The sequence below is a fragment of the Psychrobacillus lasiicapitis genome, assembly GCF_006861795.1.
GTDB classification, from domain to species: domain Bacteria; phylum Bacillota; class Bacilli; order Bacillales_A; family Planococcaceae; genus Psychrobacillus; species Psychrobacillus lasiicapitis.
In genome coordinates this window covers 65679-89425 of record NZ_VDGH01000012.1, presented here as the reverse complement: position 1 = coordinate 89425, position 23747 = coordinate 65679, and the positions used below count along the sequence as shown (strand labels likewise).

Sequence of the window (23747 nt, the reverse complement as noted above, 5' to 3'; positions counted from 1 at the left end):
TATACACATTGGCAATAACTTTGGCTCTCTGGCATAAGATAAAAAATAGGTAGGTGTTGATGAGAGTGAGTGAAAAAGAAGAAAAACAATTTGTTATCTCCCAGGAAAACTGGTCTCTCCATCGAAAAGGGTATCAAGATCAGCAAAGGCATATGGATAAAGTAAAAGAAGCCATTAAGGATAATTTGCCAGATTTAATAAGTGAAGAAAGTATTATTATGTCAAATGGACGAGATGTAATTAAAATACCAATCCGCTCTTTGGACGAATATAAAATTCGCTACAATTATGATAAAACAAAGCATGTAGGCCAAGGAGACGGGGACAGCCAAGTAGGAGATGTAATTGCAAAAGGGTCGGGTGAAGGGGAAGACGGTCAAGGAAAAGGAAAGCAAGCTGGAGATCAAGCAGGAAAAGATTATTATGAGGCAGAAGTGACGATTGAAGAATTAGAAACTGCATTATTTAAAGAAATGGAGCTGCCAAATTTACAGCAAAAAGAACAAATGGATATTGTCACAGATAAAGTAGAATTTAATGATATTCGAAAAAAAGGACTTATGGGGAATATTGATAAGAAACGCACGATCATTACCGCTATTAAACGAAACGCGATGAAAGGAAAAGCGGAAATAACCCCCATCCATAACGATGACTTACGTTTCAAAACATGGGATGAAGTGGTCAAACCAGAATCCAAGGCGGTCGTACTTGCAATGATGGATACAAGTGGCTCTATGGGTGCTTTTGAAAAATATTGTGCAAGAAGTTTCTTTTTCTGGATGGCTAGATTTTTACGCACAAAATATGAAACGGTAGAAATTGAGTTTATAGCTCATCATACAGAAGCGAAAGTAGTGTCAGAAGAAGCGTTCTTCTCCAAAGGGGAAAGTGGAGGAACTATTTGTTCATCTGCATATTTGAAAGCTTTAGAGCTTATACGGGAAAAATACAATCCTGTTCGTTATAACATTTATCCGGTTCATTTTTCCGACGGTGAAAATATGACGAGTGATAACGAAAAATGCATTAAGCTGGTCAATGAATTAATGGATATTTCTAGCATGTTTGGTTACGGCGAAGTAAATGCACATAGCAGGTACTCTACACTGATGAATACGTATAAAAAAATTGATAATCCGAAGTTTCGTCATTATGTCCTCAAGGAAAATCGTGATGTTTATCAAGCGCTCAAGAGTCTATTTCGAAAGTACGAAACATCAACTTGAAACGAGAGGGGGTCATTAAGTGGATACAAAGCTTCATCACGCCATTGCTGAAATAACAGAAATAGCATCCAGTTTTGGACTAGATTATTTTCCGATGCGTTACGAAATTTGTCCAGCGGATATTATTTATACGTTCGGCGCGTATGGAATGCCAACTCGATTTACACATTGGAGTTTTGGAAAGCAATTTCATAAGATGAAAATACAGTATGACTTTGGTTTGAGTCAAATATACGAGCTCGTGATTAACTCCAATCCTTGCTACGCATTTTTATTGGACACAAATAGCTTGATCCAAAATAAGCTAATCATTGCTCATGTACTTGCGCATTGTGATTTCTTTAAAAATAATGTGCGTTTTTCCAATACACGACGAGATATGGTAGAAAGTATGACCGCAACAGCCGAGCGAATTGCAGATTATGAAATGACCTATGGCAAAGAAGAGGTAGAAAGCTTTTTAGATGCTATACTCGCAATTCAGGAACATATCGATCCTTCCATCATCCGACCTAAACTACCTGACTACAACATGGATGAGGAAGAGACAGAAGAGGTTGTAAGAAAAACACCATATGATGATTTATGGAATATGGATCAACCGGCGGATGCTAAACGCATATCAATCCCAAAAAGAAAAAAGTTTCCTCCTAGTCCCGAAAAGGATTTATTGCTATTTATACAAGAATATAGCCGTGAATTAGAAGACTGGCAACGAGATATTTTAACGATGATGCGGGAAGAAATGCTTTACTTCTGGCCACAAATGGAAACCAAAATCATGAACGAAGGCTGGGCATCCTACTGGCATCAACGGATTTTAAGAGAAATGGACTTAACAACAGATGAAACAATCGAGTTTGCCAAACTAAATGCAAATGTTGTTCAGCCTTCTCCAACAAGTATCAATCCTTATTATTTAGGATTGAAAATCTTTGAAGATATTGAAAACAGATATAACAACCCAACAGAAGAAATGATGCAGCAAGGGGTAAAACCTAACTCAGGACGTGAAAAAATATTCGAAGTGCGAGAAATAGAATCAGATATTTCATTTATTCGAAACTATTTAACTAAGGAACTAGTAAAGCAGGAAGATCTCTACTTGTTTGAAAAAAAGAAAGGGAATTATGAAATTACCGATAAAGACTATGAAAATGTTAGAGATCAGCTAGTTTCGATGCGAACGAATGGAAGCTTTCCTTATATCGTAGTGGAAGACGGTGACTACGGTAAAAATGGAGAGCTATATTTAAAGCATGGTTATGAAGGGACGGAACTCGATCCCCATTATTTAGAAAATGTACTTCCTTATATTTATCAGCTATGGGGAAGAAGTGTATACATGGAAACAGTAGTGGATGATAAACCAACCGTGTATGCATACGATGGAAAAAAGGTTTCCCGTAAAGCTATTTAACAGCATATATAAAAAAACGAGATCCTGATTTATTGGGATCTCGCTTTTTAATGAATACGGTTGTTTAGGGACATTTTATAGAGATAATGCGTTATAAGACAGAGCTATTAAGTGTCCGCTGGGATTTTCGCTACAGGGTGGACGCTTTCCGCGGGCATGGCTTCAATCTCCTCGTCGCTCACGCTCCTGCGGGGCTCACCGCTCGCCCCACGGAAAGCGTCCGCCTGGAGCGGAAATCATGGCGGACATCTTAGTATCTTGACGACGCATTATCCCTATATCATGCATATATGACGCTTAGCTGATATTACGTTTGAATAGATTCCTTTTTACAAACTTTTTAACTTTTTAACTGGTCATTTAAAATGCTATCCTCTAAAACAGAAAACTTGTCCCCGTATACTTTCGTAATATGCACTTCTCCCCATGCACATAATGCATCTAAAATGCTTCCTAAGCTAAGTCCATATTCACTAAGTTCATATTCTACTTTTGGTGGAACTTGGTTGTAAGCAATTCGGTTTATGACGCCATCTGCTTCTAGTTCTCTTAACTGTTGAGTTAACATTTTTTGCGTTATGTCAGGCATAAGACGCTTCAATTCGCTTGTGCGTTTTTTCCCATGGGTTAGATGACATAGAATAACACATTTCCATTTTCCTCCGATTACTTCTAACGTTGCTTCCACCGATATATTATACTTTTTTTTCTTCATATGCTTCTCCTTCTCTATAGGTACCTAGAAGTACCTATATTACTTTTAGGTGCTTATATTACTTGAAAGTGCGTACTTTTCTTTTGAATCCCTTTGAACCATAATAGCATTTGCCGGTAATTTTACTCTGTATTTTGTACTTTACGTATGAAATACGATAGCATAAAGAAAGGAAAGGGAAAATGATTTTAGATAAAAAACGAAGCATGTTTGCGCTACTTGCACTGGCTGTAAGTGCATTTGCAATCGGAACGACTGAATTTGTTAGCGTGGGACTTTTACCGTTAATTTCTCATGATTTAAATATATCTATGTCCACAGCAGGACTTACTGTTTCGCTATATGCATTGGGGGTAATGTTTGGAGCACCAATCTTAACCTCTCTTACATCCAGAATGCCACGTAAAACTTTACTGTTATGGATTATGATCGTCTTTATTATAGGAAATGCTATTGCTGCAAGTGCCACCAGCGTGACGCTTTTACTAATTGCGCGTGTAATTTCCGCATTTTCACATGGGGTGTTTATGTCAATAGGATCTACTATTGCCGCTGACTTGGTTCCAGAAAATCGTAGAGCAAGTGCGATTTCCATTATGTTTACAGGGCTAACCGTTGCTACCATTACAGGCGTTCCTTTTGGTACGTTTATCGGTCAACAGTTTGGCTGGCGATTTGCCTTTGTGGCCATTGTGGTTATTGGAATAATAGGGTTTATTGCTAATAGTATACTTGTTCCCTCTGACCTAAGAAAAGGTAATCCAACAACACTACGGGATCAAGTAAAGCTTGTGACAAACAGTCGAATCGTATTAATCTTGAGTATTACAGCGCTTGGTTACGGAGGGACATTTGTTGTCTTCACCTATTTATCTCCATTACTTCAGACGATAACTGGATTTAAGCAAGCAACTATTGCAATTATTTTGCTTGTTTACGGAGTTGCGATTGCAATCGGCAATATGATAGGTGGGAAGCTTTCTAATAAAAACCCAATCGGTTCACTATTTTATATGTTTATTGTACAAGCAATTGTGTTATTTATACTGTTATTTACAGTACCATTAAAAGTAGCGGGATTGATAACGATTTTCTTTATGGGATTGTTTGCGTTTATGAATGTGCCAGGCCTTCAAGTATATGTTGTCATACTAGCAGAGCGTTTTGTTCCCAGTGCAGTAGATGTTGCTTCTGCCATGAATATTGCGGCATTTAATGCGGGAATCGCACTAGGATCTTACTTAGGTGGAGTTATTGCAGAATCTATTGGAATTATCCATACTACATGGGTAGGTGCATTAATGGTTGTAATTGCCGCAATACTAACAGGTGTTAGTCGAATGCTAGAAAGAAAAGATAAAAAAAAGCTAATGAAATTGGAGGAACGATAAAAGATGAAAAATTTACAATCTACAACAGTGCTAAATAATGGAGTGGAAATGCCTTGGTTTGGTCTGGGAGTATTTAAAGTAGAAGAAGGGCAAGAACTAGTAGATGCTGTGAAAACTGCTATTAAACATGGGTACCGCAGTATTGATACGGCTGCTATTTATGGCAATGAATCTGGAGTTGGACAAGGTATTCGAGAAGCAATGGAAGAAACGGGAATTGCAAGAGAAAATCTCTTTATCACATCCAAAGTTTGGAATTCCGAGTTAGGATATGAAAAGACGATTGCAGCTTACGAAGAAAGTTTGTCTAAGCTTGGCTTAGATTATTTAGATTTGTTTCTAATACATTGGCCAGTAGAAGGTAAATACAAAGAGGCTTGGAGAGCATTAGAAACACTTTATAAAGAAGGCCGAGTAAAAGCAATCGGCGTTAGTAATTTTCAAATACATCATCTGAAAGATTTAATGGAAGACGCGGAAATTAAGCCGATGGTGAACCAAGTGGAATATCATCCACGACTGACACAAAATGAGCTCAAAGCATTTTGTAAGGAGAACAATATCCAACTAGAAGCTTGGTCTCCACTTATGCAAGGGCAATTGCTCGATAATGAAGAGCTTCAGGAAATTGCAAATAAATATGGTAAAACGATAGCACAAGTTATTTTACGTTGGGATTTACAAAACGGGGTTATTACAATACCTAAATCTACAAAAGCACATCGAATTGAAGAAAACGCAGATGTTTTTGAATTTGAATTGTCAGAGGAAGACATGCAGCTTATTGAAAGCTTAAATCAAAATCACCGTGTAGGACCTGATCCTGATAACTTTGATTTTTAAGCGCTACAAACTATTATTGATTAAACATATGATTCATTGCAAATATTGTAATGGATCATATGTTTTTTAAAATTGGCATTTAGCTGTTAGTAAGTTAACATAAAAATAAGGGAAAAAGATAGGAGGATGTATATGAAACGTCGAGTGGTTGTAACTGGTTATGGAGTCGTATCTCCATTAGGAAATGATGTGCCTACATTATGGAAAAACATTAAAGAAGGTAAATCTGGTATTAAAAAAATTGAATCAGATGATTTTAAAGACATTAATACACAAATAGCTGGGATTATAGATGATTTTCCAGCGGAAGAATACTTAGATAAAAAGGATTTAGCAAAATATGATTTATATACGCAATACGCCTATGCAGCAACAAAGCAGGCCTTAGATCAATCACAGTTAGACTTAGAGACGGTAAACAAAGACCGGGTAGGTGTGTATATTGGCTCGGGAATTGGAGGAATAAACACTACCCTAGAAAATCATAAAGTATTACTTGAAAAAGGGCCGAGAAGAGTATCGCCATTTATGGTGCCGATGATGATCAGTAATATGGCAACTGGTATTATTGCGATAAAATACGGATTTAAAGGACCAAGTTTTTCACCAGTTTCTGCTTGTGCTACGGCAAACCATGCAATAGGGGAAGCCTATTTAAATATTTTACATGGTTATTCAGACGCGATTATAGCAGGAGGAGCAGAGGCATCTATTAATCCATTATCTTTCGCAGCGTTTTCCAGAATGAGAGCGATGTCCACATTAAATGATGCACCGGAAAAAGCTAGTCGTCCTTTTGACAAGAATCGTGATGGGTTTGTTATGTCGGAAGGATCAGGTATTTTAGTGTTGGAAGAGTACGAGCATGCGAAAGAACGGGGAGCAACCATTCTAGGTGAACTAGTGGGATATGGCTCAACTACAGATGCATTCCATATTACATCACCTGATTTTGATGGAGCAGCAAGAGCGATGAAGCTAGCTATAGATATGGCGCAAATTGATCCTAATGAAATAGATTATATTAATGCACATGGAACAAGTACTCCAGAAGGGGATAAATCGGAAACGAACGCGATTAAAGCCGTATTTGGTGATCATGCTTATCATTTAAAAGTCAGCTCTACCAAATCGATGACGGGTCATTTATTTGGCGCAGCGGGTGGAATCGAGGCAATTATTACACTTAATAGTATGTTAGAGAATATTGCACCAGCTACCATCAATTATGAAACTCCGGACGAAGAATGCGATTTGAATTACGTACCAAACGAAGCTGTTGAAACAGAAATAAACTATGCACTTTCAAATGGTTTTGGTTTCGGTGGGCATAACGCCGTACTTGCTTTCAAAAAAATCGTTGAGTAAGCACGACAAAATAGTAAAAAGAAGCTTTCTGCCAGTGCAAAAAGCTTCTTTTTTATTTAGTTTATGAATTTACGAAGTCCCCACCATCGACATGGATTGTTTGTCCCGACATATAACTGGAATCGGCAGAGGCTAAAAGGACATAAGCAGGTGCAAGCTCAGCTGGTTGACCACGTCTACCTACTGGTGTGTTAGCCCCATGTTGCTCCACTTTCTTTGCATCAAAAGTGGCAGGAATAAGCGGAGTCCAGATTGGACCAGGTGCCACCGCATTTACGCGAATTCCTTTTTCTATTAAGTGTAATGCAAGGGAGCGGGTAAACGCAGTGATTGCCCCTTTTGTTGCAGAATAGTCGATAAGCTCTGGTGAGCCATTATACGCTGTGATCGAAGAAGTATTTACAATTGTATCTCCCTTCGACATATGAGGCAATGCTGCCTGAGTCAGATAAAACATGGAGTATATATTGGTAGAAAACGTTTCTTGTAATTGATCTGGTGTAATTTTTAAAAAGTCGTCTGTAGGAAATTGTTTTCCGGCATTGTTCACTAATATATTGAGTTGTCCAAACTGTTGAACCACTTCGTCCACCGCGTTTTGACAATTCTCCTCGTCACTTAAATCTGTTTTAATTTTAAACGCTTTGACTCCGTATTTTTCGATTGCTTGAATTGTTTCTTCCGCGTCTTTTTGTTCATTTTCATCTAAATATACAATGGCAACATTAGCCCCTTCTTTGGCGAAGGCTACGGCTACAGCTCTTCCAATTCCACTATCACCGCCTGTAATAAGTGCTACTTTACCAGAGAGTTTCTCGGAGCCTTTATAGTTTTCATCATCATAAATTGGTTGTGGAGTCATTTCTGTCTCTGCACCAGGTTGCCTGCTTTGAGTTTGTCCAGAAACCTCTTGATCGATTTTTGTGTATTTATCTGTAGTCATGTAACTCCTCCTTTTAATTGGTTAATTTTATTATTCCCTCGTTAAAAAAAAACAAACTTACGAATGTAGTTAGTCAGAATTGTAAGTTTCGTTTCTGTTATAGAAAAATTGGGTATATTGATTACCGTATACATAATAGGAGAATGGAGAATAAGAATGAAACCGATCATTGGAATAACTGCCGAAGTAAAAGAAGATGGCAACTACTTTATGCCGTCAGTCTATGGACAAGCAATTATACAAGCTGGTGGGATTCCGGTATTAATACCACTTATCCCAGAAGAAGATATAGAAGAACTAGCAAAACAAATCGATGGTCTCTTTGTTACAGGTGGGGAAGATATTGACCCATCCTATTACAATGCTGAACCACATATACATCTAGGAAGAATCACACCGATGTTGGATCAGATGGAATTCAATTTAGTAAAAAAAATGCTCGAATTGGATAAACCATATATAGGCGTTTGTCGGGGATTACATATGTTAAATGTCGTCTCAGGAGGTACGCTGTATCAATCTATTCACTCTCAGCGTGAAGAATCAGTAATGCAACATGCTCAAATAGCTATTCGTACACATAGGTCGCATCCAGTAAAAGTAGAAAAAGAAAGTCATTTGTATGAATTGCTGCAAGAAGATGAGTTTAAAGTGAATTCATTCCACCATCAAGCGGTAAATGTAGTTGGAGAAAACCTGAGAGTGGTTGCGAGAGCTACTGATGGAATCGTCGAATGTGTGGAAAGTACGAAACATCATTTTGTTTTCGGCTTTCAATGGCATCCAGAAGAATTTGCAGTGGACGGTGACGAGGCTTCCAAACGTGTATTCAATGCATACATACAAGCTGCTTTAAAAAGAAAAAATAGATAAACACCGTACACTTTTCGATTGTAAGAGTGCAAGAATTATTGTAGATTGAGTATATTGCAATTATTCGAAAAATGGACTGGAGACACTAAGATGAGTGAAGCAAAATTACTGTTCGAAGCATTTAAGGAGACTAAATATCAAGTATCGGGACATGGAAAGAGAGATATACAAGTCTTGAAGAATGCCTTGCAAAACTTAGATGGCAAGCAGGAAAGTGATATTTACGGTAATGGTCCTATTATCGAAGAATTTCAAACAAAGATGGCAGAATATCTTGGAAAAGAAAAAGCGGTTTTCTTCCCTAGCGGAACAATGGCCCAGCAAATTGCATTACGTATATGGTGTGATGATAGAGGTTCGAAAAAGGTTGCATATCATCCACTTTGCCATTTAGAAATACATGAGGAAGTTGGGTTAAAAGAATTGCATCATATCCAGTCTATTTTGTTAGCAGATAAAGATAGATTAATAGAGTTAGAAGATGTGTCGAATATGGATGAAGAGGTGGCTTGTATATTACTTGAATTACCTCAACGGGAGATTGGCGGCCAATTGCCCGATTATGCAACAATAGAAAGTATTTCTATGTATTGTCGCAATCAAGGAATTAGACTACATTTGGATGGGGCAAGACTTTTTGAAATACTACCTTATTATGAAAAAACAGCTGCTGAAGTATGTAGTCTCTTTGATAGCGTGTATGTGTCCTTTTATAAAGGAATTGGAGGAGTTGCCGGTGCAATTCTTGCAGGCGACAAAGTGTTTACGGATAAATCGAAAATATGGAAAAGACGACATGGTGGAGACCTAATCAGTTTATACCCATATATTGTCAGTGCTAATTATTATTTCGATGAAAATGAACAGAGGATGAATCAGTTTTACTATGACGCTATAGAGCTTGCCCTCTATTTCAATTCTTGTGATTCTGTTTCGACTATCCCACTAGTACCTGTTTCCAATATGTTTCATGTCCATTTTCAGGCATCTAGAGAAGAGGTAGAACCTATATTAGCAGAATTATATAAGGAAACAAGTATCGGATTAACAGGCTATTTAAAAGAAATGACACAAAAGTCATGTAGTTTTGAAGTGAATGTTGGTAATCAGTATGCAAGGTTACCAAAAGAAAAGTTGAAGCGAGTATTTCAATTACTGGATAAAAAACTAAGAAAATCTTAAATTAAACTCATAATTACACATGAATAAAAGCTGACCAAATGCACAAATTATTTGTCATGGAGGTGAAGATGCATGACAAAAGGTAAAAACCCGAGAAAATCACTAGATCGTGAAGAATATGGATTTGGTTATGATGTAAGCCCAGATGATTTAGATGTAAGAGGACAAAACAAAGAAGCAAAGACAGCCAATGATAACGAAAACAAAGCCAAACCTACCAATAAAAATAATCCTTCTAGATTAAATATTTAATAAAAAAATGGTGAGAGCAAAATGCTCTCGCCATTATATTTTGTTCATAATTAGTTTAACTGAAAATTTTAATGAGTTCTTTAATACCAAGGAATCCAAACATAATGAGACAACTAATAAGGACAGTATTAGGTACCCATTTGTTTCTAAATTCCTTTTGTACTTTTTTCGAATTTAGTAGGAAGAGTAAAGATGCTGCTAAAAATGGCATAAATAAAGAACCTAAAGCTCCATAAAGAATAATAAGTTCAACTGGCTTACCAAAATAAAAGAGAATCATCGGTGGGAAGGTTAGCCAGCATAAGAAGAAGCGATAGGCAGGATCTTTTGTAGATACTTCACTATTAGCAACATTTTTCTTACTACGTACTGTTTTAACAAAATCAGCAAAAAGATAAGGTACACCATTCCAAACTCCGATTAGTGACGAATAGGCAGCAGACCAGAAAGCAACTAAGAACATCCATTTCATCGGAGTACCAAACTCTGCCCCTAGCATATGCGCTAACTTTATTAATCCTTCGTCATCTCGAATACTAACTCCAGAACCTGCTAAAAATTGGGCACCAATAATTAGTCCGGCAAATGTGAATAGTCCAGTCAGCAAATACGCAATTTTTGAATCTGTGCGCATTCCAGAAATCCACTGTCTGCCACTCCATCCTTTTTCTTTTAACCAATAACCATAGGATGCCATGGTAATAGTCCCTCCAACACCACCTACTAATCCAAGCATGAGGAAAAAGGAACCTTGAGGAACACGTGGTACTAAGCCATATGAAAAATCACCGAAACTTGGTAAAAACAAAGCCGCTGTACCGATAATTGTTACAAACATAACTCCTATTAATACAGTCATTACTTTTTCGAATAATAAATAACGTCCAAACCAGACTAATATAAATCCAACAACCCCATGAATGATAGCCCATGCCCAAACTGGCATGATTGGGAACATTGCATGCATCGCCATCCCAGATGTGGAGGCGGCGGCAGCTCCATATACAAAGCCCCAAATAATTGAGTAGACTCCAAAGTAGCCAGTAGCCCATTTGCCGAGTTGATGCCAGCCTTGTAAAATCGTTTGCCCGGTTGCTAAGTATAATCTTCCGACCCCTTCATTTAGAAAATACTTTAAAACAGATCCAACGATAATTGCCCAAACAAATGTCATTCCAAATTGTGTTCCAATTACGAGCGAAGTGACTAAATCCGCTGTTCCTGCCCCAGTTGCGGCAACAACAATTCCGGGACCAATACTTTTCAGCTTTTCTCCAAACGTTTGCGGTGGAAGTAATTGTTGATTAATTTCTAGTGTCATATTATATCCCCTTTGTTTTTAGAAATGATAATTACTGTAACCCCTTTCATTTTGGTACGCATAGTGTACATTAGTACGTATTTTGTATTTCGTTTTATTATAACGAGTAACATAAGTTATAGCAACACAAAATTCTGATATATTAGAATAATAACTAAATAAATGTCGGATATTGTTCTATTTCCTCTCTTTTTCTCTTACATTGTTATAACGACATGAAAAAGGGAGTAGGTCATGTATGTTAATAGATGGTGTATTTTCGGGTGGGGGAATGAAAGGTATAGCATTAGTAGGTGCTTTCCAAATATTAGAGGAAAAGGGATATGAATTTAAACGAGTTGCTGGAACGAGTGCTGGTGCGATTTTAGCGTGTTTTATAGCTGCGGGTTACAAGGGAAAGGAAATTGAAGAAATAATGGTAGAGCAAGACTTTGTATCTCTACTGGACCCTCGTAAAACTGTAATCCCTATTCCATTTATGAAGTGGTTAAATTTGTATTGGGGATTAGGTTTATATCAAGGAAAGGCATTAGAAAATTGGTTTTTGGAAAAATTAGCAGTAAAAGGAGTTTATTCATTTTCAGATTTGCCGCACGGATCTTTGAAACTAGTAGCATCGGATTTAACGAACGGGAAAATGATGGTACTTCCAGATGATTTGGAGAAGTACGGTGTATCTCCAGATAGCTTTCCTGTTGCTAGAGCTCTACGTATGAGTTGCGGCATTCCATTTTTCTTTGAGCCCGTTAAAATGAGGGTTGGATCAGGAGACACGATTGTTGTGGATGGTGGAGTATTAAGTAACTTTCCGATGTGGATTTTTGATAATGGAAACAAAGAGCGTCCAATTGTGGGCCTGAAGCTAAGCAGTAGCTCGGAAGAGATGCAACCACATAAAATTAAAAATGGTTTGCAGTTATTCGAAGCACTTTTTTCCACGATGAAAAATGCACATGATGAAAGATATATCTCTCGCAAGCTGGAGAGGAATGTTATTTTTATCCCGGTTGATGAATATAGCGCTACACAGTTTGATTTAGATAGAGAGATGAAGTCAAAGCTATTAGAAAAGGGGAGAAATCGAGCGACACAATTTTTGAAAATGTGGTGATTCGTTTTTATTCATGCTTTAGGAAATTAAAAGATATATAGAATAAGATTATTTAGTCATTGAAACGAACGCATTAGGTTATTAGAACCTCATGCGTATTATAGGGATAATGCGTCGTCAAGATACTAAGATGTCCGCCATGATTTCCGCTCCAGGCGGACGCTTTCCGTGGGGCGAGCGGTGAGCCTCCTCCTCCGCTAACGCTACGTTCGGGGTCTCACCTGTCTCGCTAATCCCACAGGAGTCGCCACCTTGCGCTTCAATAAATAGAACTTGCTAACTAATATCTGCCTTGCAGTTTCTTATTTAGAATTATTTTGTGTACTGTATAAATTACAAGGAAGGTTGTTATTAGCCCTTCAAGCAATGATAGTTTCCAATAAATGATACCAAACGCTAGATAGTATATCTTATTCCACTAATCAAGTACTAGAACTAGTGCATCATTTCTTAGTAATTAGCAAATTCTACTTGATTTGTAGTGAAAGGGTGGCGACTCCAGCGGGAAAAGCATGAGCTGAAAGCCCCGCAGGAGCGTGAGCGACGAGGAGATTGAAGCCATGCCCGCGGAAAGCGTCCACTCTGTAGCGAAAATCCCAGCGGACACTTAATAGCTCTGTCTTATAACGCATTATCTCTACACTCCGTAGTTATCCTAAATATATGCGGTATTCCTTTACCATCCCACAGGTCACACCGATTAGAGACAGGATTTTTCCCTTTATGTTACTGAAGGATTAATTTACATCAGAAAAGGAATAATAAAAGGGAAAGTCATTATAAAGGAGAGATTAATTCATGGCAAAAGATGCGAAAGAACTGGCACAAGAAATCTTAAAAGATAGTTTGATTGGGACGATGGCAACGATTGAACAAAACAAACCGCATTCCCGTTATATGACCTTTTTTAACAATGATTTCATTCTTTATACGGCAACAAGTAAAAAGACGCACAAAGTAGAGGAGCTTCAAAAGAATCCAAACACTCATATTCTTTTAGGATACGATGGAAAAGGATTAGGCGATGCTTTCTTAGAGATTGAAGGAACAGTTGAAGAACATGATGATGAGAGTATGAAGAAAAACGTTTGGAATAAGGCATTGGAAGGTTGGTTTAAGGGTCCAGAAGATCCGAACCTTATCATTTTGAAAATTACTCCTACGCAAATTCGAGTGATGAACACAAAAGGGGAGGAACCTCAAATAGTCGAATTCTAGAAGCCAACCTCTCCAAACAAATTAGCCCCCTCCATCTAGCAGAAGGGGCTAATTTGCGTTGTCTTTATATATGACGTTATTCCAACCTGCATTTCAATTCACTGTGTTTGATCTGATCGGTTTCTATTTGAATAGTTGCATGCTCGATGTGGAATTTCTCTTTTAATCTATCAATGGCTTGTTGTAAAATATGTTGGCTATTCCTTTCCTCAGCAATGACAATATGGCAGCTTAGTGAATCTAACCCAGAAGTAATCGTCCATATATGGAGGTCGTGGACATGGTTGACGCCTTCGATTTTTTCTAATTCAGCCTTTACTTCGGTTTGATCGATCGAGATAGGCGTACCTTCCATTAAGATATGAATAGAATGTTTAATAATCCCCCAAGCACTTCGTAATATTAATAAAGCAACGAGAACGGAAATAATAGGATCGGCGATAAACCAATCAAATAGAAGCATGAAGATTCCTGCTACTATTGCACCGATAGATCCTAAAGCATCTCCAAGTACATGCAAATAAGCACCACGTAAATTTACATTATTTTTTACATCGCCTTTACGCATTAATGCCCAGGCGCTCAATAAATTTGCGAACAAACCGATTGCAGCAATCAGCATCATCGTGCCACTTGCAACTGCTTGTGGTTCAACAAATCGACCAAATGCTTCCCAAACGATAAATCCAGCAATAATAAATAACGTAATCCCATTAAATAATGCGGCTAATATTTCAAAGCGATAACCTCCAAATGTTTTCTGAGGAGAAGGAGCTCTTGTAGCAAACCAGATAGCTATTAAGCTTAAAAGCAAAGCGCTTGCATCACTTAACATATGTCCGGAATCGGATAACAACGCTAAGCTATTGGTAAATAAGCCTCCAAAGAACTCTAAAAACATAATTCCTGTCGTAATAAGTAGGGCAATTAGCAACCCTTTTTTATTTCCTTCCCGAGACTCTTCAAAATGGCTGTGTGAGTGTCCGTGATGGTCGTGACCATGATGATGATGGTGATGACCCATAAATTTTCCTCCTTATTTACATTCAATATGTGAAATGACTTGATTTAAGATGGTAATCACATGTTCGTCGTCATACGTGTAGTAAAAAGTGTTTCCGTCCCGTCTGTATTTAACAAGTCGTAAATTTCTAAGTAAGCTGAGTTGGTGGGATACAGCGGATTGAGTCATATTCAATACTTCCGTAATATGATTGACTGAACATTCTTCTTGAGATAGCAAATATAATATTTTAATACGAGTTGGGTCGGCTAGTGCCTTGAAAATACGCGAAGCATCCTCGACCGTATTTGTAGATAAAAATGCATGATCTTGTTGCTCCATTATAAATCCTCTTTTCCATCATAATTACTTCGTAATGTATATGAACATATGCTCATATACATTATACGCAATAAATCGTCTGATGGTCAATCCAAATAATTGACTCACAAGCATGCAGAGCTTATAATTAGCCTACTAAATTAATAATTCAGCTTCCGTTAAGGGGAGTAGCTATACAGCAAAGTCGTCAATACAGGATTTCTTTCCTCGGCTTTGTTGGCAACTAGTGTTGTTTGCGAGACCTTACCAATTATTTGGTGAGGTCTCTTGTTTTTTTAAAAGGCGATGGACCAAATCTTGGTTTCATCGTCTTTTTTGTTTTAATCGGAAGATAGCGATACTGTGCAATCGCTTCTTATAGTGTTACTGCAAGCCTTTGCACTATGGAAAAAGCATCCGCTTGATTGGATTTGTCGCTTTCGAGAGGAGGTTTGTCGCGTTCACGGTATGTTCTGTCTCGTTGAACCATTTATTGGAATAAAATATAAATAGATGTTATCGGATCAACTAGAACTAGATAAATTGCAAGTTCTATTATTTTTTTACTACAGGACGAAGATTTTGGAAGACACTTTTTACACTCTCTGAGATGAAGTATCTCCCAATTATGTATGTTTTATATTATATTGGAGGTCAAACTGTGAATACTTATGAAGCACTCGCAAGTACAGTGATTATTGGCAAGGAGAATCGTCTGCTTAGCTATGATGATTCTTTACAGCTGGTTGGTACAGGAAGAAGTGCATTTGTTTTTAAAATAAAATCAACAGATAAGGCAATGAAAATATTTTTTCCTAGATTTACACATCTTGCAAAAGAAGAGGGGGAGATTTATAAAATACTTCAAGGGGTCTCTTATTATCCAACTATTTATTATATTGGGAAAAATTATATATTGATGGATTTTATAGATGGGCACACGCTTTTTGAATGTATAACCTATGGAGAGGAAATAACGATGGAGCATATAAAGGAAATCGATTATGCATTAGCATTAGCTTCAGCACGAGGACTAAATCCTTCTGATATTCACTTGCGAAATATTTTTATCACTTCCAAGGGAGAGATAAAAATTATAGATGTCGCACGTTTTAGACAAGAAAAGGATTGCGTACAGTGGGATTATTTAAAGAAAGCATATCAGAGACATTATGTTAAAGCTTATTTTCCAAAGAAAATTCCAGCTTTTATACTAAATACCGTAGCCTACCTGTATAAACAAGAACTAATACCATTTTATAGGGAATAAAAAATGTATGTAAGTAGAAAAGTAAAAAAGCCTTCGAAAAGGCTTTTCTACTTTCTTTTTTTCTTCGAATTGTTTTCTCGAAGCTCTGCAAACTCCGCAGCAAATTCTTCTTGCACATTATTTGGGTTTATTTTTTGATTTTTAGGTGTTTGAGGAAGCGTGTCTTTGTTCTTGCTTTTACCTTGCTTATTGTCTCTTCCGATGTTAATTCTCCTTTCTCTGTTTTGTTCTATCTTAATATGGCGCGAAATAATTATTTTAGTCATAAAAAAAGCACTGAGAGTAATTTCTCAGTGCAATTTATTTAATCTTGTTAAAAAAAGAAACTAGTTGTTTTGAAGTTGGAGCTTGGATTTTGTATGTAAGCTCACGATCTCCATTATTTTCGATGCGTGGAATAATGGATTCAATAACATTGAATTTCCAAAAAGAAGGTTTACTTTTCGTACTCTTCTCTGTTTCGGCAGTCATCATTTTTCTTTGAAAAGGATGAAGCTTTGCCATTAAGAATTTGTCTTTAATACGAATGAGTAAATATCCTTCATCCGTTTCGGGATCATACTTTTTCATAAGTGATTCACCAAGTTCAAATGTGTTCGATTTGTTTTGAACAGATGGTGAAATAACTAATATATTTCCCTTTCGAAACAGGGCGGTATTTGATACTTGCCGAAGGCCCAAATCATTTATTAAAAAATCTAGGTTTACTTGAGATGCTTCACTAGCAACTGACATATTCATACCTCCTCTTCTTTTATTTACGGTCTATAGTAATAGTATATCCTATTTGACACATAATAAATTCACTTTTGGGAATATCTTCTTAAGTAAATTGAAGAAATGAATGAAAAGTAGGAGAGAATATTTAGTTTTCGGGAAAAATGTCGTTGTTTGTATGATTCCCAAGTCTCTCAATAATTCTTCTTTTTCGAAATAGCATTTGACCAGCTTCTCCAATGTCGTTGATTGCTGACCGGTTAATGAAGGCACCAAATACGAGTCCAGCAATTGGAATCATTTGAAATAGTTTTTTCCACCCGAATTGATCACGGTAAGAATATATTACTTCACGCCATCCTTGTAATTCGGATAAGATTTCCCGTTTTGCATGATCATCTTGTTGGTCGAACATAGACAGCTGTGCAAGAATTGATTGTTTTCCTACTATGTCTGCAGAGACAAATTGTAGACATTTTATGATAAATAATCGTTCTTTTTTGTCATTTGGATCGTAGCCATAACAAATTGCAATATCTTGTAATGTTTTTAACTGTAAACTTAAAAGGAGCGGAATATCAATAGATAGGGTGAAAACTCCACCAATACCAGTACTAGCCCCTTGTATGGTTGCTAAGTTCTTTCTATTTCCAGTGAGCTTTTCCGCAGCATTATCCATTTTCAGAACAGGTAACTTTTTTACTTCTTCTAATGTTTGTACTTCCATTTCAGGGAAATAGGAAGGGATTTTAGAAGTAGAGCTTAAATAGCTACCACCTGTCTGGACATATTGACCAAGTTCATCTACAAGGACACCGATTTTATTTTGAATGAAGGATGGTGTCCATTTATCGATTATTTTAAAAGGCAGGCGACCAAGTTTTTCCCAAAACCACAAATCATTTTGATCTTTCTCCCATTCTTCTACTTGTTTTAATTCATCTATCAACCACTCTTTAGAATCCTGCATTGTTAGTTTCGCCTCTTTCTTTGTATACTCTTCATACGAATTCGAGCGTAAAAAGTTTCGAATGGAAATTTAGTAATGAAAGAAAATCATAAAAAAGTTCAAGGGAAGAAGAGGTTTCCAAAAAAGACGCTTGAAGTTGTTCGTCATAAAAAAGAAGTTTTTTCTAATACCATTCTTGGAATTACTCATACTGGAAACATAGAGGAAGCGGAAGTACTCAAAGCAGCACTTATTCAACAATTTCATCCGAAAGATGTTGTTGTCAGTTACATGGGTGCCACAATGGGGACTTATGCAGGCAGAGGTGGAATAATTATTTCTTTTAAATAAAAAACTGGAGCTATTTGTATTTCTACTAATAGCTCCAGTTATTAATCTATTATTCTACAGTTTGCACGTCAGAATTCTCTTGTGAATCAGATTCAACTGGTAATTCAGTATTGTCTTCATCAGTAGAATCACTAGTTTCCTCTATAATATCTGATGAGTCTAGGAATTTCCAGTTACCATCTTTATCTTTTTCTAAAAGGTAAATAGTAGTATGTTCAAGTGAATCTGTAGTATTGAAGATTGATTTTTGATCATGTACAACTGCTGCAGTATTGTCGATAATGTATTGAACTTCTAGACCTAAAGTCTGGTATCTTACATTATAATCTTTGAAAGTTGTTTCTAAATTTTCTTTAAGTGACGCATAGCCTGGGAAGTCTTTGCTGTATAGGCTAAGTGTTTCCTCAAGTTTTTCTTCATTTGCATACTCAGTAGCTTTCTCGAAAAATTCGTTAATTTCTTTTTCTTGTGCTACAAAGTTCTCATCTTCTCTAATGCTGTCGTAGTAAGCACTATAAAGGTCACTAATGATTGCATCGTCCTCAATTGCATCTAGAGAATCTAGGAAAATAGAAACTTGTGCTTCCACTGTTTTTTGATCTGCTTTTTTAGAGATCAAATCGTCTAATTTATCTAGCTCCATTTTTGCAGTAATTACATATTTAGAAGATTCAAGTGCTTTTTCACCAGGAGTTTTATATTTCGTTAAAATTGCATCTCGTGTTGATTTTCCGTATACACGGTAAAGCAAGATGGCCTGTTTACGAATTTCGCTAGATAATTCATGGTAACTTTTTTCTGTTACATCGGATGTTGGATTAGCTGCATACAATTTATTTAATTGATTTGCTTTATCTACAATCTTTTTCCCAGATGTAATAGCATCAATGTATCCCATTGCACGAGTATAGTGAATACCAGCATTATCTTCTAGGCGTTTTTCTAATTTTGCTTTATCTTTCGCACTTATATTAGCAATCTCTTTTTTTGCATTTAAGTAAGCATCTTTTGTTAAATTGAAAATTTTCATATCCGGATACTTAATCTCTTTTGTAAGTTCAACAGATATTTGCCATTTTAAAGCACCAGCATGTTGTTCTGCTGCTTTTACTAAAGCCTCTGCTTTAGAAACGGATGCCGCCTCCGCGTTTGTGTAAGGTGTGAATACACTAGCTCCTGCAATTCCAGTCGCTAATACAATAGATAATAATTTCTTCATTTCTATTCTCCTGCAAAATAAAATAGTCTTATATGAAATTTTCAAATATAAGCCTTAATAAATATATGTTATAGAGGAAGATATTCCTAGTATTATATTTTGGTCAAAAGACCATTAAATGGGATTTTTAAATCGAAATATTCAAGAGAATACAATTTCTTAATAGTGGACATGCTTATTATACAAATTTTTGTCTTGATGAAAGGCATGGGGTATATGTGAAATTTAAAAAATTTATAAGAGCCATCAAAAGTGGTGATACCGATAAAGCATCGCCAAATACAAAGCAGGTTACCGGTGCTGAAATCGAAGAAACAATTGAATTGCTAAAGAAAAATACAACTCAAATTAACGATGTCATATTTAAGAAAATACCTACAAATGAAGGTATTGTCACAATGGTTTATAGCAATTCACTTGTAGAGAAAATGACTATGCAAGTAATGGTTCTCATCCCCTTGGCTAATCACTTAAATCAAATCCACCAAATATCAGAGAAAATTGATCCAGCAGATAAAACTGAAATTATTTCGAAGTTAATGGGTGGGCAAACGCTATTATATTTTCATGATGCCAATTTACTGTTAAGTATAGATACGTATAGTGCATCTACTAGAGCCATTACAAACACCGAAACAGAGTCCACTGTTATCGGCCCCCAAGATGCATTTACGGAATCGTTACAAGTAAATATTTCCTTAGTTAAAAGGCGTATCAAAAACCCAATGCTGAAAAATGAAAATCGTATTATTGGAACAGAATCCAATACGGAAATTTCTCTATTGTACGTAGAAGATATTGTGAATAAGGAAAATCTAGAGATATTAAAAAAAAGATTAGATAAAGTCAATTATCCATCATTTCCGGATGTTTCTATTTTAAAGCAATTGATTGAAGATAACCCTTTATCTCCATTTCCACAATATTATATGAGCGTCCGACCTGATAGTATCGTCCATTATATATTAGATGGAAGAATTGTAGTGCTCATGGATAATAGTCAAGCAGCAATAGTATGCCCGACATCCTTTATGGACATGTTTATTTCAGTGGAAGATTATTATAATCGCTGGACTACCGCAACCTTACTACGGATGCTTCGTTTTTTTGGATTTTTCCTAACTATAATGATTACGCCCATGTATGTATCTGCTTTAACTTTTCATCCTGAAATTTTACCTTATGAACTTTTATTAAATTTACAGGAATCAAGAAGTAAAGTACCATTTCCACCACTTATTGAAGTATTGTTTATAGAACTAATCATAGAGGTCTTAAGGGAGGCTGGTTCCCGAATGCCAGCAAAAGTAGGACAGACGATTGGTATCGTAGGCGGTATTGTAATTGGAACCGCAGCAGTTGAAGCAGGACTAATTAGTAACATATTAATTGTCTTAGTTGCAACTTCCGCATTACTTTCATTTCTACCACCGATTTTTCTAATGAGTAATACAAGTAGATTTGTTCGATATATTTTTATTTTATCAGCAGGTTTGTTTGGATTGTTCGGACAAATGCTAGCACTTGCTTGGTTGTTGGCTCATTTATTGAATTTAAGTTCTTTAGGTACTCCTTTTATGACACCTGTAATTCCTCGGAAAGCTGGAGATTTGCTAGATGGAATTATAAGATTTCCAACGGCTTTCCTGAAAGGAAGATCGGGAATTTCAAGGTCACAGAAAAAGTAGGATGTTTTCTATAGAGGTGAGGTTGGCGAGGTTGAATGTAGATAAGCGAAAACAGTTGAATGGATATCATGTAGTTTTTTTAATACAAAATATAATGATTGGTACTGGTATGCTCTCACTCCCTCAAGACCTTAGTTCTATGGGATATAGTCTGGCCCTTTATCCTCTTCTATTTGGAGTAGTTGCAAGTCTTAATTTATGGCCGATGATTTGGATATGTTCACAGTATAAAAATGAAAATATATTTGGTATCAATGAAAAACTACTAGGCAAATGGATTGGGAAGAGCTTCAATTTGTTTATAGTTGTACACTTAACTTTTTTTATAGCAGGGATTATCGATGATTACATGAATCTTATACAAACTACAGCCCTTCCTGAACAAAGTACTACTATTCCAATACTCTTTTTCTTGGTGGTAGCTATTTATATTGTAAATGGTGGAATTAAGTCCATCGCCAGGTTTTGCATGATGGCATTCTTTCTAACTCTGCCGTTACTGTACTTTTTACGATGGGCAATTGAGAAAGGTGATTTAAGTCACCTTTTACCTTTGTTTAATTTCAATAAAAGCGAGGCTTTTGAAGCTTTCAGAAAAGGATATTTATCTATACTGGGGTACGAACTTATTATGGTCTATTTTCCCTATATTGCAAACCAAAAGAAAGCATATAAACATGCTTTAATAGGAGTTTGGATAAGTATTATTCTTTGTTTTGTTGTAACTACAGTAAGTGTTATGTATTACTCAGAATGGCAATTGGAACATGTTACGTATTCGGTATTGCATCTGTTTAAAGCGGGTGAATTAACTTATATAGAAAGAATTGACATCATTGGAATTACAATATGGGTATTTCTAGTGTTAACTACGATAACTGGTTACTTATGGTGTGCTAAAAAGGGAATAGATTCTTTTCGATCTAAAAAAAAGATTTCTCATGTTTATGTAATCACGATAGCGATTTATATAATCCTATCGATGCCATTTTCAAAAGAAGTTAAAGAAAAAATATTTGAGGCCGCTTTTCAAACATCTTATTTAATGCTATGTTGGCCCATATTTTTGATTGTTGTCCATCTACTGAGGAAAAAGCAGGTGCAGTCATGAACAAAAAGCTAATATTACTTATTTTGACTATTATATGCTTGGCGGGTTGTGCGGATAAGGAATTGAAAGTACCTTTGGAGGATGTTGGTCTCCTTGGCATCTTGGCATTTGACTATATTGATGAAGATTCATATAAGTTATCGGCGGCGATGCCTCAGTTTTTACCCGAAGCCAAAGAAAATACACAAATTTTCTCCGTGACTACCGATTTTGTTTCGAAAGGAATTGTTGAAATTGAAACAGTTTCAGACAAAAAGGTAGTATTGAATCAATTACGAGTTGTTGTATTTAATGAGGAATTTGCTCGTAATGGGGATGTTCAAAAAGTAATAAGGCATCTATATAGAAACGCAGAGGTAGGTAATAAAGTACTTGTGGCTATTGTGAAAGAGAACGGAGAAGAAATATTAAAGGAAAGTTATCCGGATAAACCAAGTATCAACCTATACTTAAATGATTTATTGCAACCAAGCATCAACACGGCCTTCATGCCAAATACGAATATCCATGATTTTGTATATACACAAACAAATCCAGTTTTCGATACAATAGTACCTCTTCTTGAAAAACAGGAAGGGAAAATTGAGATTGATGGGGTTGCTCTATTTAAAAAAGATAATATGATTGAAGAATTATTACCACGAGAAGGTCTTATCATACAAGCTTTACTAGGGGAAAAAAACCTTGCACCGCTGAATCTAACGTTAGATAAGGGAGAAGAAAAAGAAGAATTGATGATAGATCTCATTAAAAACAAAGTAAAGATGAAAAGTAATAAAAGTATAGAATCACCTAAATTATTTATTAACTTGAAAATGGAAGGCACGCTTATTGAATATAAAGGTTATCGAGAAGATGAGTTGACTACTTTAGCTAGTATAACAAAGCTAGAGAAAGATATTGATGAGCAAATTGAAAAGGATATTGAGGAACTTTTAGAAGATTTAAAAGAGCTTAAGGTTGACCCCGTAGGTTTAACTGAAAACTTTCGAATGTACTATAAGGGTAATTGGGACAGAGAAATGACGGAAAAAATAATTAGTAAGCTAGAGGTTGATATTAAGGTCACTACAAGAATTAATAGCACTGGGACTTTGGATTAACGAAAGAGAGTGAGAGGGAGTACTACTTTAAACTAATACGGTACTCCTAATACCCCGACGGCTGTTTTTCTTGTTACATAGGGACTGTATACTTTAATACGTTTTTCACCAGTCGGAATAAATCGAATAACTACGGATTATAGATAAAA

Annotated in this window: 24 protein-coding genes; 15 read left to right on the top strand and 9 right to left on the bottom strand. The window is 36.3% G+C overall.

All coding sequences use genetic code 11. The features are described from left to right. Positions 1 to 65 precede the first annotated feature (65 nt). Positions 66 to 1229 carry a sporulation protein YhbH gene (gene yhbH, locus FG382_RS18705; protein WP_142540417.1) on the top strand — a complete coding sequence of 388 codons (1164 nt, stop codon included), beginning with the start codon at positions 66 to 68 and terminating at the stop codon, positions 1227 to 1229. Positions 1230 to 1248: 19 nt separating this feature from the next. Beyond that, a complete protein-coding gene (locus FG382_RS18700) occupies positions 1249 to 2649 on the top strand; it encodes a SpoVR family protein (RefSeq protein ID WP_142540416.1) in 1401 nt (466 codons plus the stop codon). Positions 2650 to 2989: 340 nt separating this feature from the next. Here the strand turns inward: FG382_RS18700 and FG382_RS18695 are convergent, their stop codons facing one another. After that, complete coding sequence (locus tag FG382_RS18695) at positions 2990 to 3364, bottom strand: winged helix-turn-helix transcriptional regulator (RefSeq protein ID WP_142540415.1); 375 nt, start codon at positions 3362 to 3364, stop codon at positions 2990 to 2992. A gap of 182 nt (positions 3365 to 3546) precedes the next feature. On the opposite strand from FG382_RS18695, the gene FG382_RS18690 reads away from it, so the two are divergent. From FG382_RS18690 to fabF, 3 genes are all read left to right on the top strand, one after another. Continuing rightward, positions 3547 to 4755, top strand: a complete 1209-nt coding sequence (locus tag FG382_RS18690) for an MFS transporter (RefSeq protein ID WP_142540414.1) — start codon at positions 3547 to 3549, stop codon at positions 4753 to 4755. A gap of 3 nt (positions 4756 to 4758) precedes the next feature. Next, positions 4759 to 5598, top strand: a complete 840-nt coding sequence (locus FG382_RS18685; RefSeq protein WP_142540413.1) for an aldo/keto reductase — start codon at positions 4759 to 4761, stop codon at positions 5596 to 5598. A gap of 132 nt (positions 5599 to 5730) precedes the next feature. After that, positions 5731 to 6966, top strand: coding sequence for a beta-ketoacyl-ACP synthase II (gene fabF, locus FG382_RS18680; RefSeq protein ID WP_142540412.1), 1236 nt, complete (start codon positions 5731 to 5733; stop codon positions 6964 to 6966). A gap of 61 nt (positions 6967 to 7027) precedes the next feature. On the opposite strand, the gene FG382_RS18675 is transcribed toward fabF, so the two are convergent. After that, positions 7028 to 7909, bottom strand: coding sequence for an SDR family oxidoreductase (locus FG382_RS18675; protein WP_142540411.1), 882 nt, complete (start codon positions 7907 to 7909; stop codon positions 7028 to 7030). 156 nt (positions 7910 to 8065) lie between these two features. Here FG382_RS18675 and FG382_RS18670 point away from each other — a divergent pair, with 156 nt between their 5' ends. From FG382_RS18670 to FG382_RS18660, 3 genes are all read left to right on the top strand, one after another. Continuing rightward, positions 8066 to 8782, top strand: coding sequence for a gamma-glutamyl-gamma-aminobutyrate hydrolase family protein (locus tag FG382_RS18670; protein ID WP_142540410.1), 717 nt, complete (start codon positions 8066 to 8068; stop codon positions 8780 to 8782). A gap of 90 nt (positions 8783 to 8872) precedes the next feature. Continuing rightward, positions 8873 to 9964 (top strand): threonine aldolase family protein, encoded by a 1092-nt coding sequence (locus tag FG382_RS18665; RefSeq protein ID WP_142540409.1) that lies wholly within the window; start codon positions 8873 to 8875, stop codon positions 9962 to 9964. Positions 9965 to 10036: 72 nt separating this feature from the next. Further along, on the top strand, positions 10037 to 10216 hold the full coding sequence (locus FG382_RS18660) for a hypothetical protein (RefSeq protein WP_142540408.1): 180 nt from the start codon (positions 10037 to 10039) through the stop codon (positions 10214 to 10216). A gap of 55 nt (positions 10217 to 10271) precedes the next feature. Here FG382_RS18660 and FG382_RS18655 read toward each other — a convergent pair whose 3' ends face one another. Beyond that, the gene (locus tag FG382_RS18655; protein WP_142540407.1) at positions 10272 to 11537 is read right to left on the bottom strand and encodes an Nramp family divalent metal transporter; all 1266 of its coding nucleotides are present in this window, start codon (positions 11535 to 11537) and stop codon (positions 10272 to 10274) included. Positions 11538 to 11775: 238 nt separating this feature from the next. On the opposite strand from FG382_RS18655, the gene FG382_RS18650 reads away from it, so the two are divergent. Beyond that, positions 11776 to 12648 carry a patatin-like phospholipase family protein gene (locus FG382_RS18650; RefSeq protein WP_142540406.1) on the top strand — a complete coding sequence of 291 codons (873 nt, stop codon included), beginning with the start codon at positions 11776 to 11778 and terminating at the stop codon, positions 12646 to 12648. Between the two features lie 798 nt (positions 12649 to 13446). After that, positions 13447 to 13866, top strand: a complete 420-nt coding sequence (locus FG382_RS18645; protein ID WP_142540405.1) for a pyridoxamine 5'-phosphate oxidase family protein — start codon at positions 13447 to 13449, stop codon at positions 13864 to 13866. A gap of 76 nt (positions 13867 to 13942) precedes the next feature. On the opposite strand, the gene FG382_RS18640 is transcribed toward FG382_RS18645, so the two are convergent. Then, the gene (locus FG382_RS18640) at positions 13943 to 14890 is read right to left on the bottom strand and encodes a cation diffusion facilitator family transporter (RefSeq protein ID WP_142540404.1); all 948 of its coding nucleotides are present in this window, start codon (positions 14888 to 14890) and stop codon (positions 13943 to 13945) included. 12 nt (positions 14891 to 14902) lie between these two features. Beyond that, complete coding sequence (locus FG382_RS18635; RefSeq protein ID WP_142540403.1) at positions 14903 to 15211, bottom strand: ArsR/SmtB family transcription factor; 309 nt, start codon at positions 15209 to 15211, stop codon at positions 14903 to 14905. Positions 15212 to 15851: 640 nt separating this feature from the next. Between FG382_RS18635 and FG382_RS18630 the strand changes: the two genes are divergently transcribed. Then, the gene (locus FG382_RS18630; protein ID WP_142540402.1) at positions 15852 to 16460 is read left to right on the top strand and encodes a protein kinase family protein; all 609 of its coding nucleotides are present in this window, start codon (positions 15852 to 15854) and stop codon (positions 16458 to 16460) included. Positions 16461 to 16507: 47 nt separating this feature from the next. Here the strand turns inward: FG382_RS18630 and FG382_RS18625 are convergent, their stop codons facing one another. From FG382_RS18625 to FG382_RS18615, 3 genes are all read right to left on the bottom strand, one after another. Further along, positions 16508 to 16726, bottom strand: coding sequence for a YfhD family protein (locus FG382_RS18625; protein ID WP_229677288.1), 219 nt, complete (start codon positions 16724 to 16726; stop codon positions 16508 to 16510). A 34-nt stretch (positions 16727 to 16760) separates the two neighbouring features. Beyond that, positions 16761 to 17195 carry a hypothetical protein gene (locus FG382_RS18620; protein ID WP_142540401.1) on the bottom strand — a complete coding sequence of 145 codons (435 nt, stop codon included), beginning with the start codon at positions 17193 to 17195 and terminating at the stop codon, positions 16761 to 16763. A gap of 130 nt (positions 17196 to 17325) precedes the next feature. Beyond that, a complete protein-coding gene (locus FG382_RS18615) occupies positions 17326 to 18147 on the bottom strand; it encodes an EcsC family protein (RefSeq protein ID WP_142540400.1) in 822 nt (273 codons plus the stop codon). 75 nt (positions 18148 to 18222) lie between these two features. Between FG382_RS18615 and FG382_RS18610 the strand changes: the two genes are divergently transcribed. After that, a complete protein-coding gene (locus tag FG382_RS18610; RefSeq protein WP_142540399.1) occupies positions 18223 to 18477 on the top strand; it encodes a DegV family protein in 255 nt (84 codons plus the stop codon). 49 nt (positions 18478 to 18526) lie between these two features. Here FG382_RS18610 and FG382_RS18605 read toward each other — a convergent pair whose 3' ends face one another. After that, the gene (locus FG382_RS18605; protein ID WP_142540398.1) at positions 18527 to 19696 is read right to left on the bottom strand and encodes a hypothetical protein; all 1170 of its coding nucleotides are present in this window, start codon (positions 19694 to 19696) and stop codon (positions 18527 to 18529) included. A 305-nt stretch (positions 19697 to 20001) separates the two neighbouring features. Here FG382_RS18605 and FG382_RS18600 point away from each other — a divergent pair, with 305 nt between their 5' ends. From FG382_RS18600 to FG382_RS18590, 3 genes are read left to right on the top strand one after another with little or no spacing between them, the layout of a single operon-like run. After that, positions 20002 to 21384 carry a spore germination protein gene (locus FG382_RS18600; protein ID WP_425328530.1) on the top strand — a complete coding sequence of 461 codons (1383 nt, stop codon included), beginning with the start codon at positions 20002 to 20004 and terminating at the stop codon, positions 21382 to 21384. A 31-nt stretch (positions 21385 to 21415) separates the two neighbouring features. Next, entirely contained in the window at positions 21416 to 22495 is a 1080-nt protein-coding gene (locus FG382_RS18595; protein ID WP_142540397.1) for a GerAB/ArcD/ProY family transporter, read from the top strand. Next, a complete protein-coding gene (locus FG382_RS18590; protein WP_142540396.1) occupies positions 22492 to 23598 on the top strand; it encodes a Ger(x)C family spore germination protein in 1107 nt (368 codons plus the stop codon). Before FG382_RS18595 ends, FG382_RS18590 begins: the two co-directional genes overlap by 4 nt. Positions 23599 to 23747 lie beyond the last annotated feature (149 nt).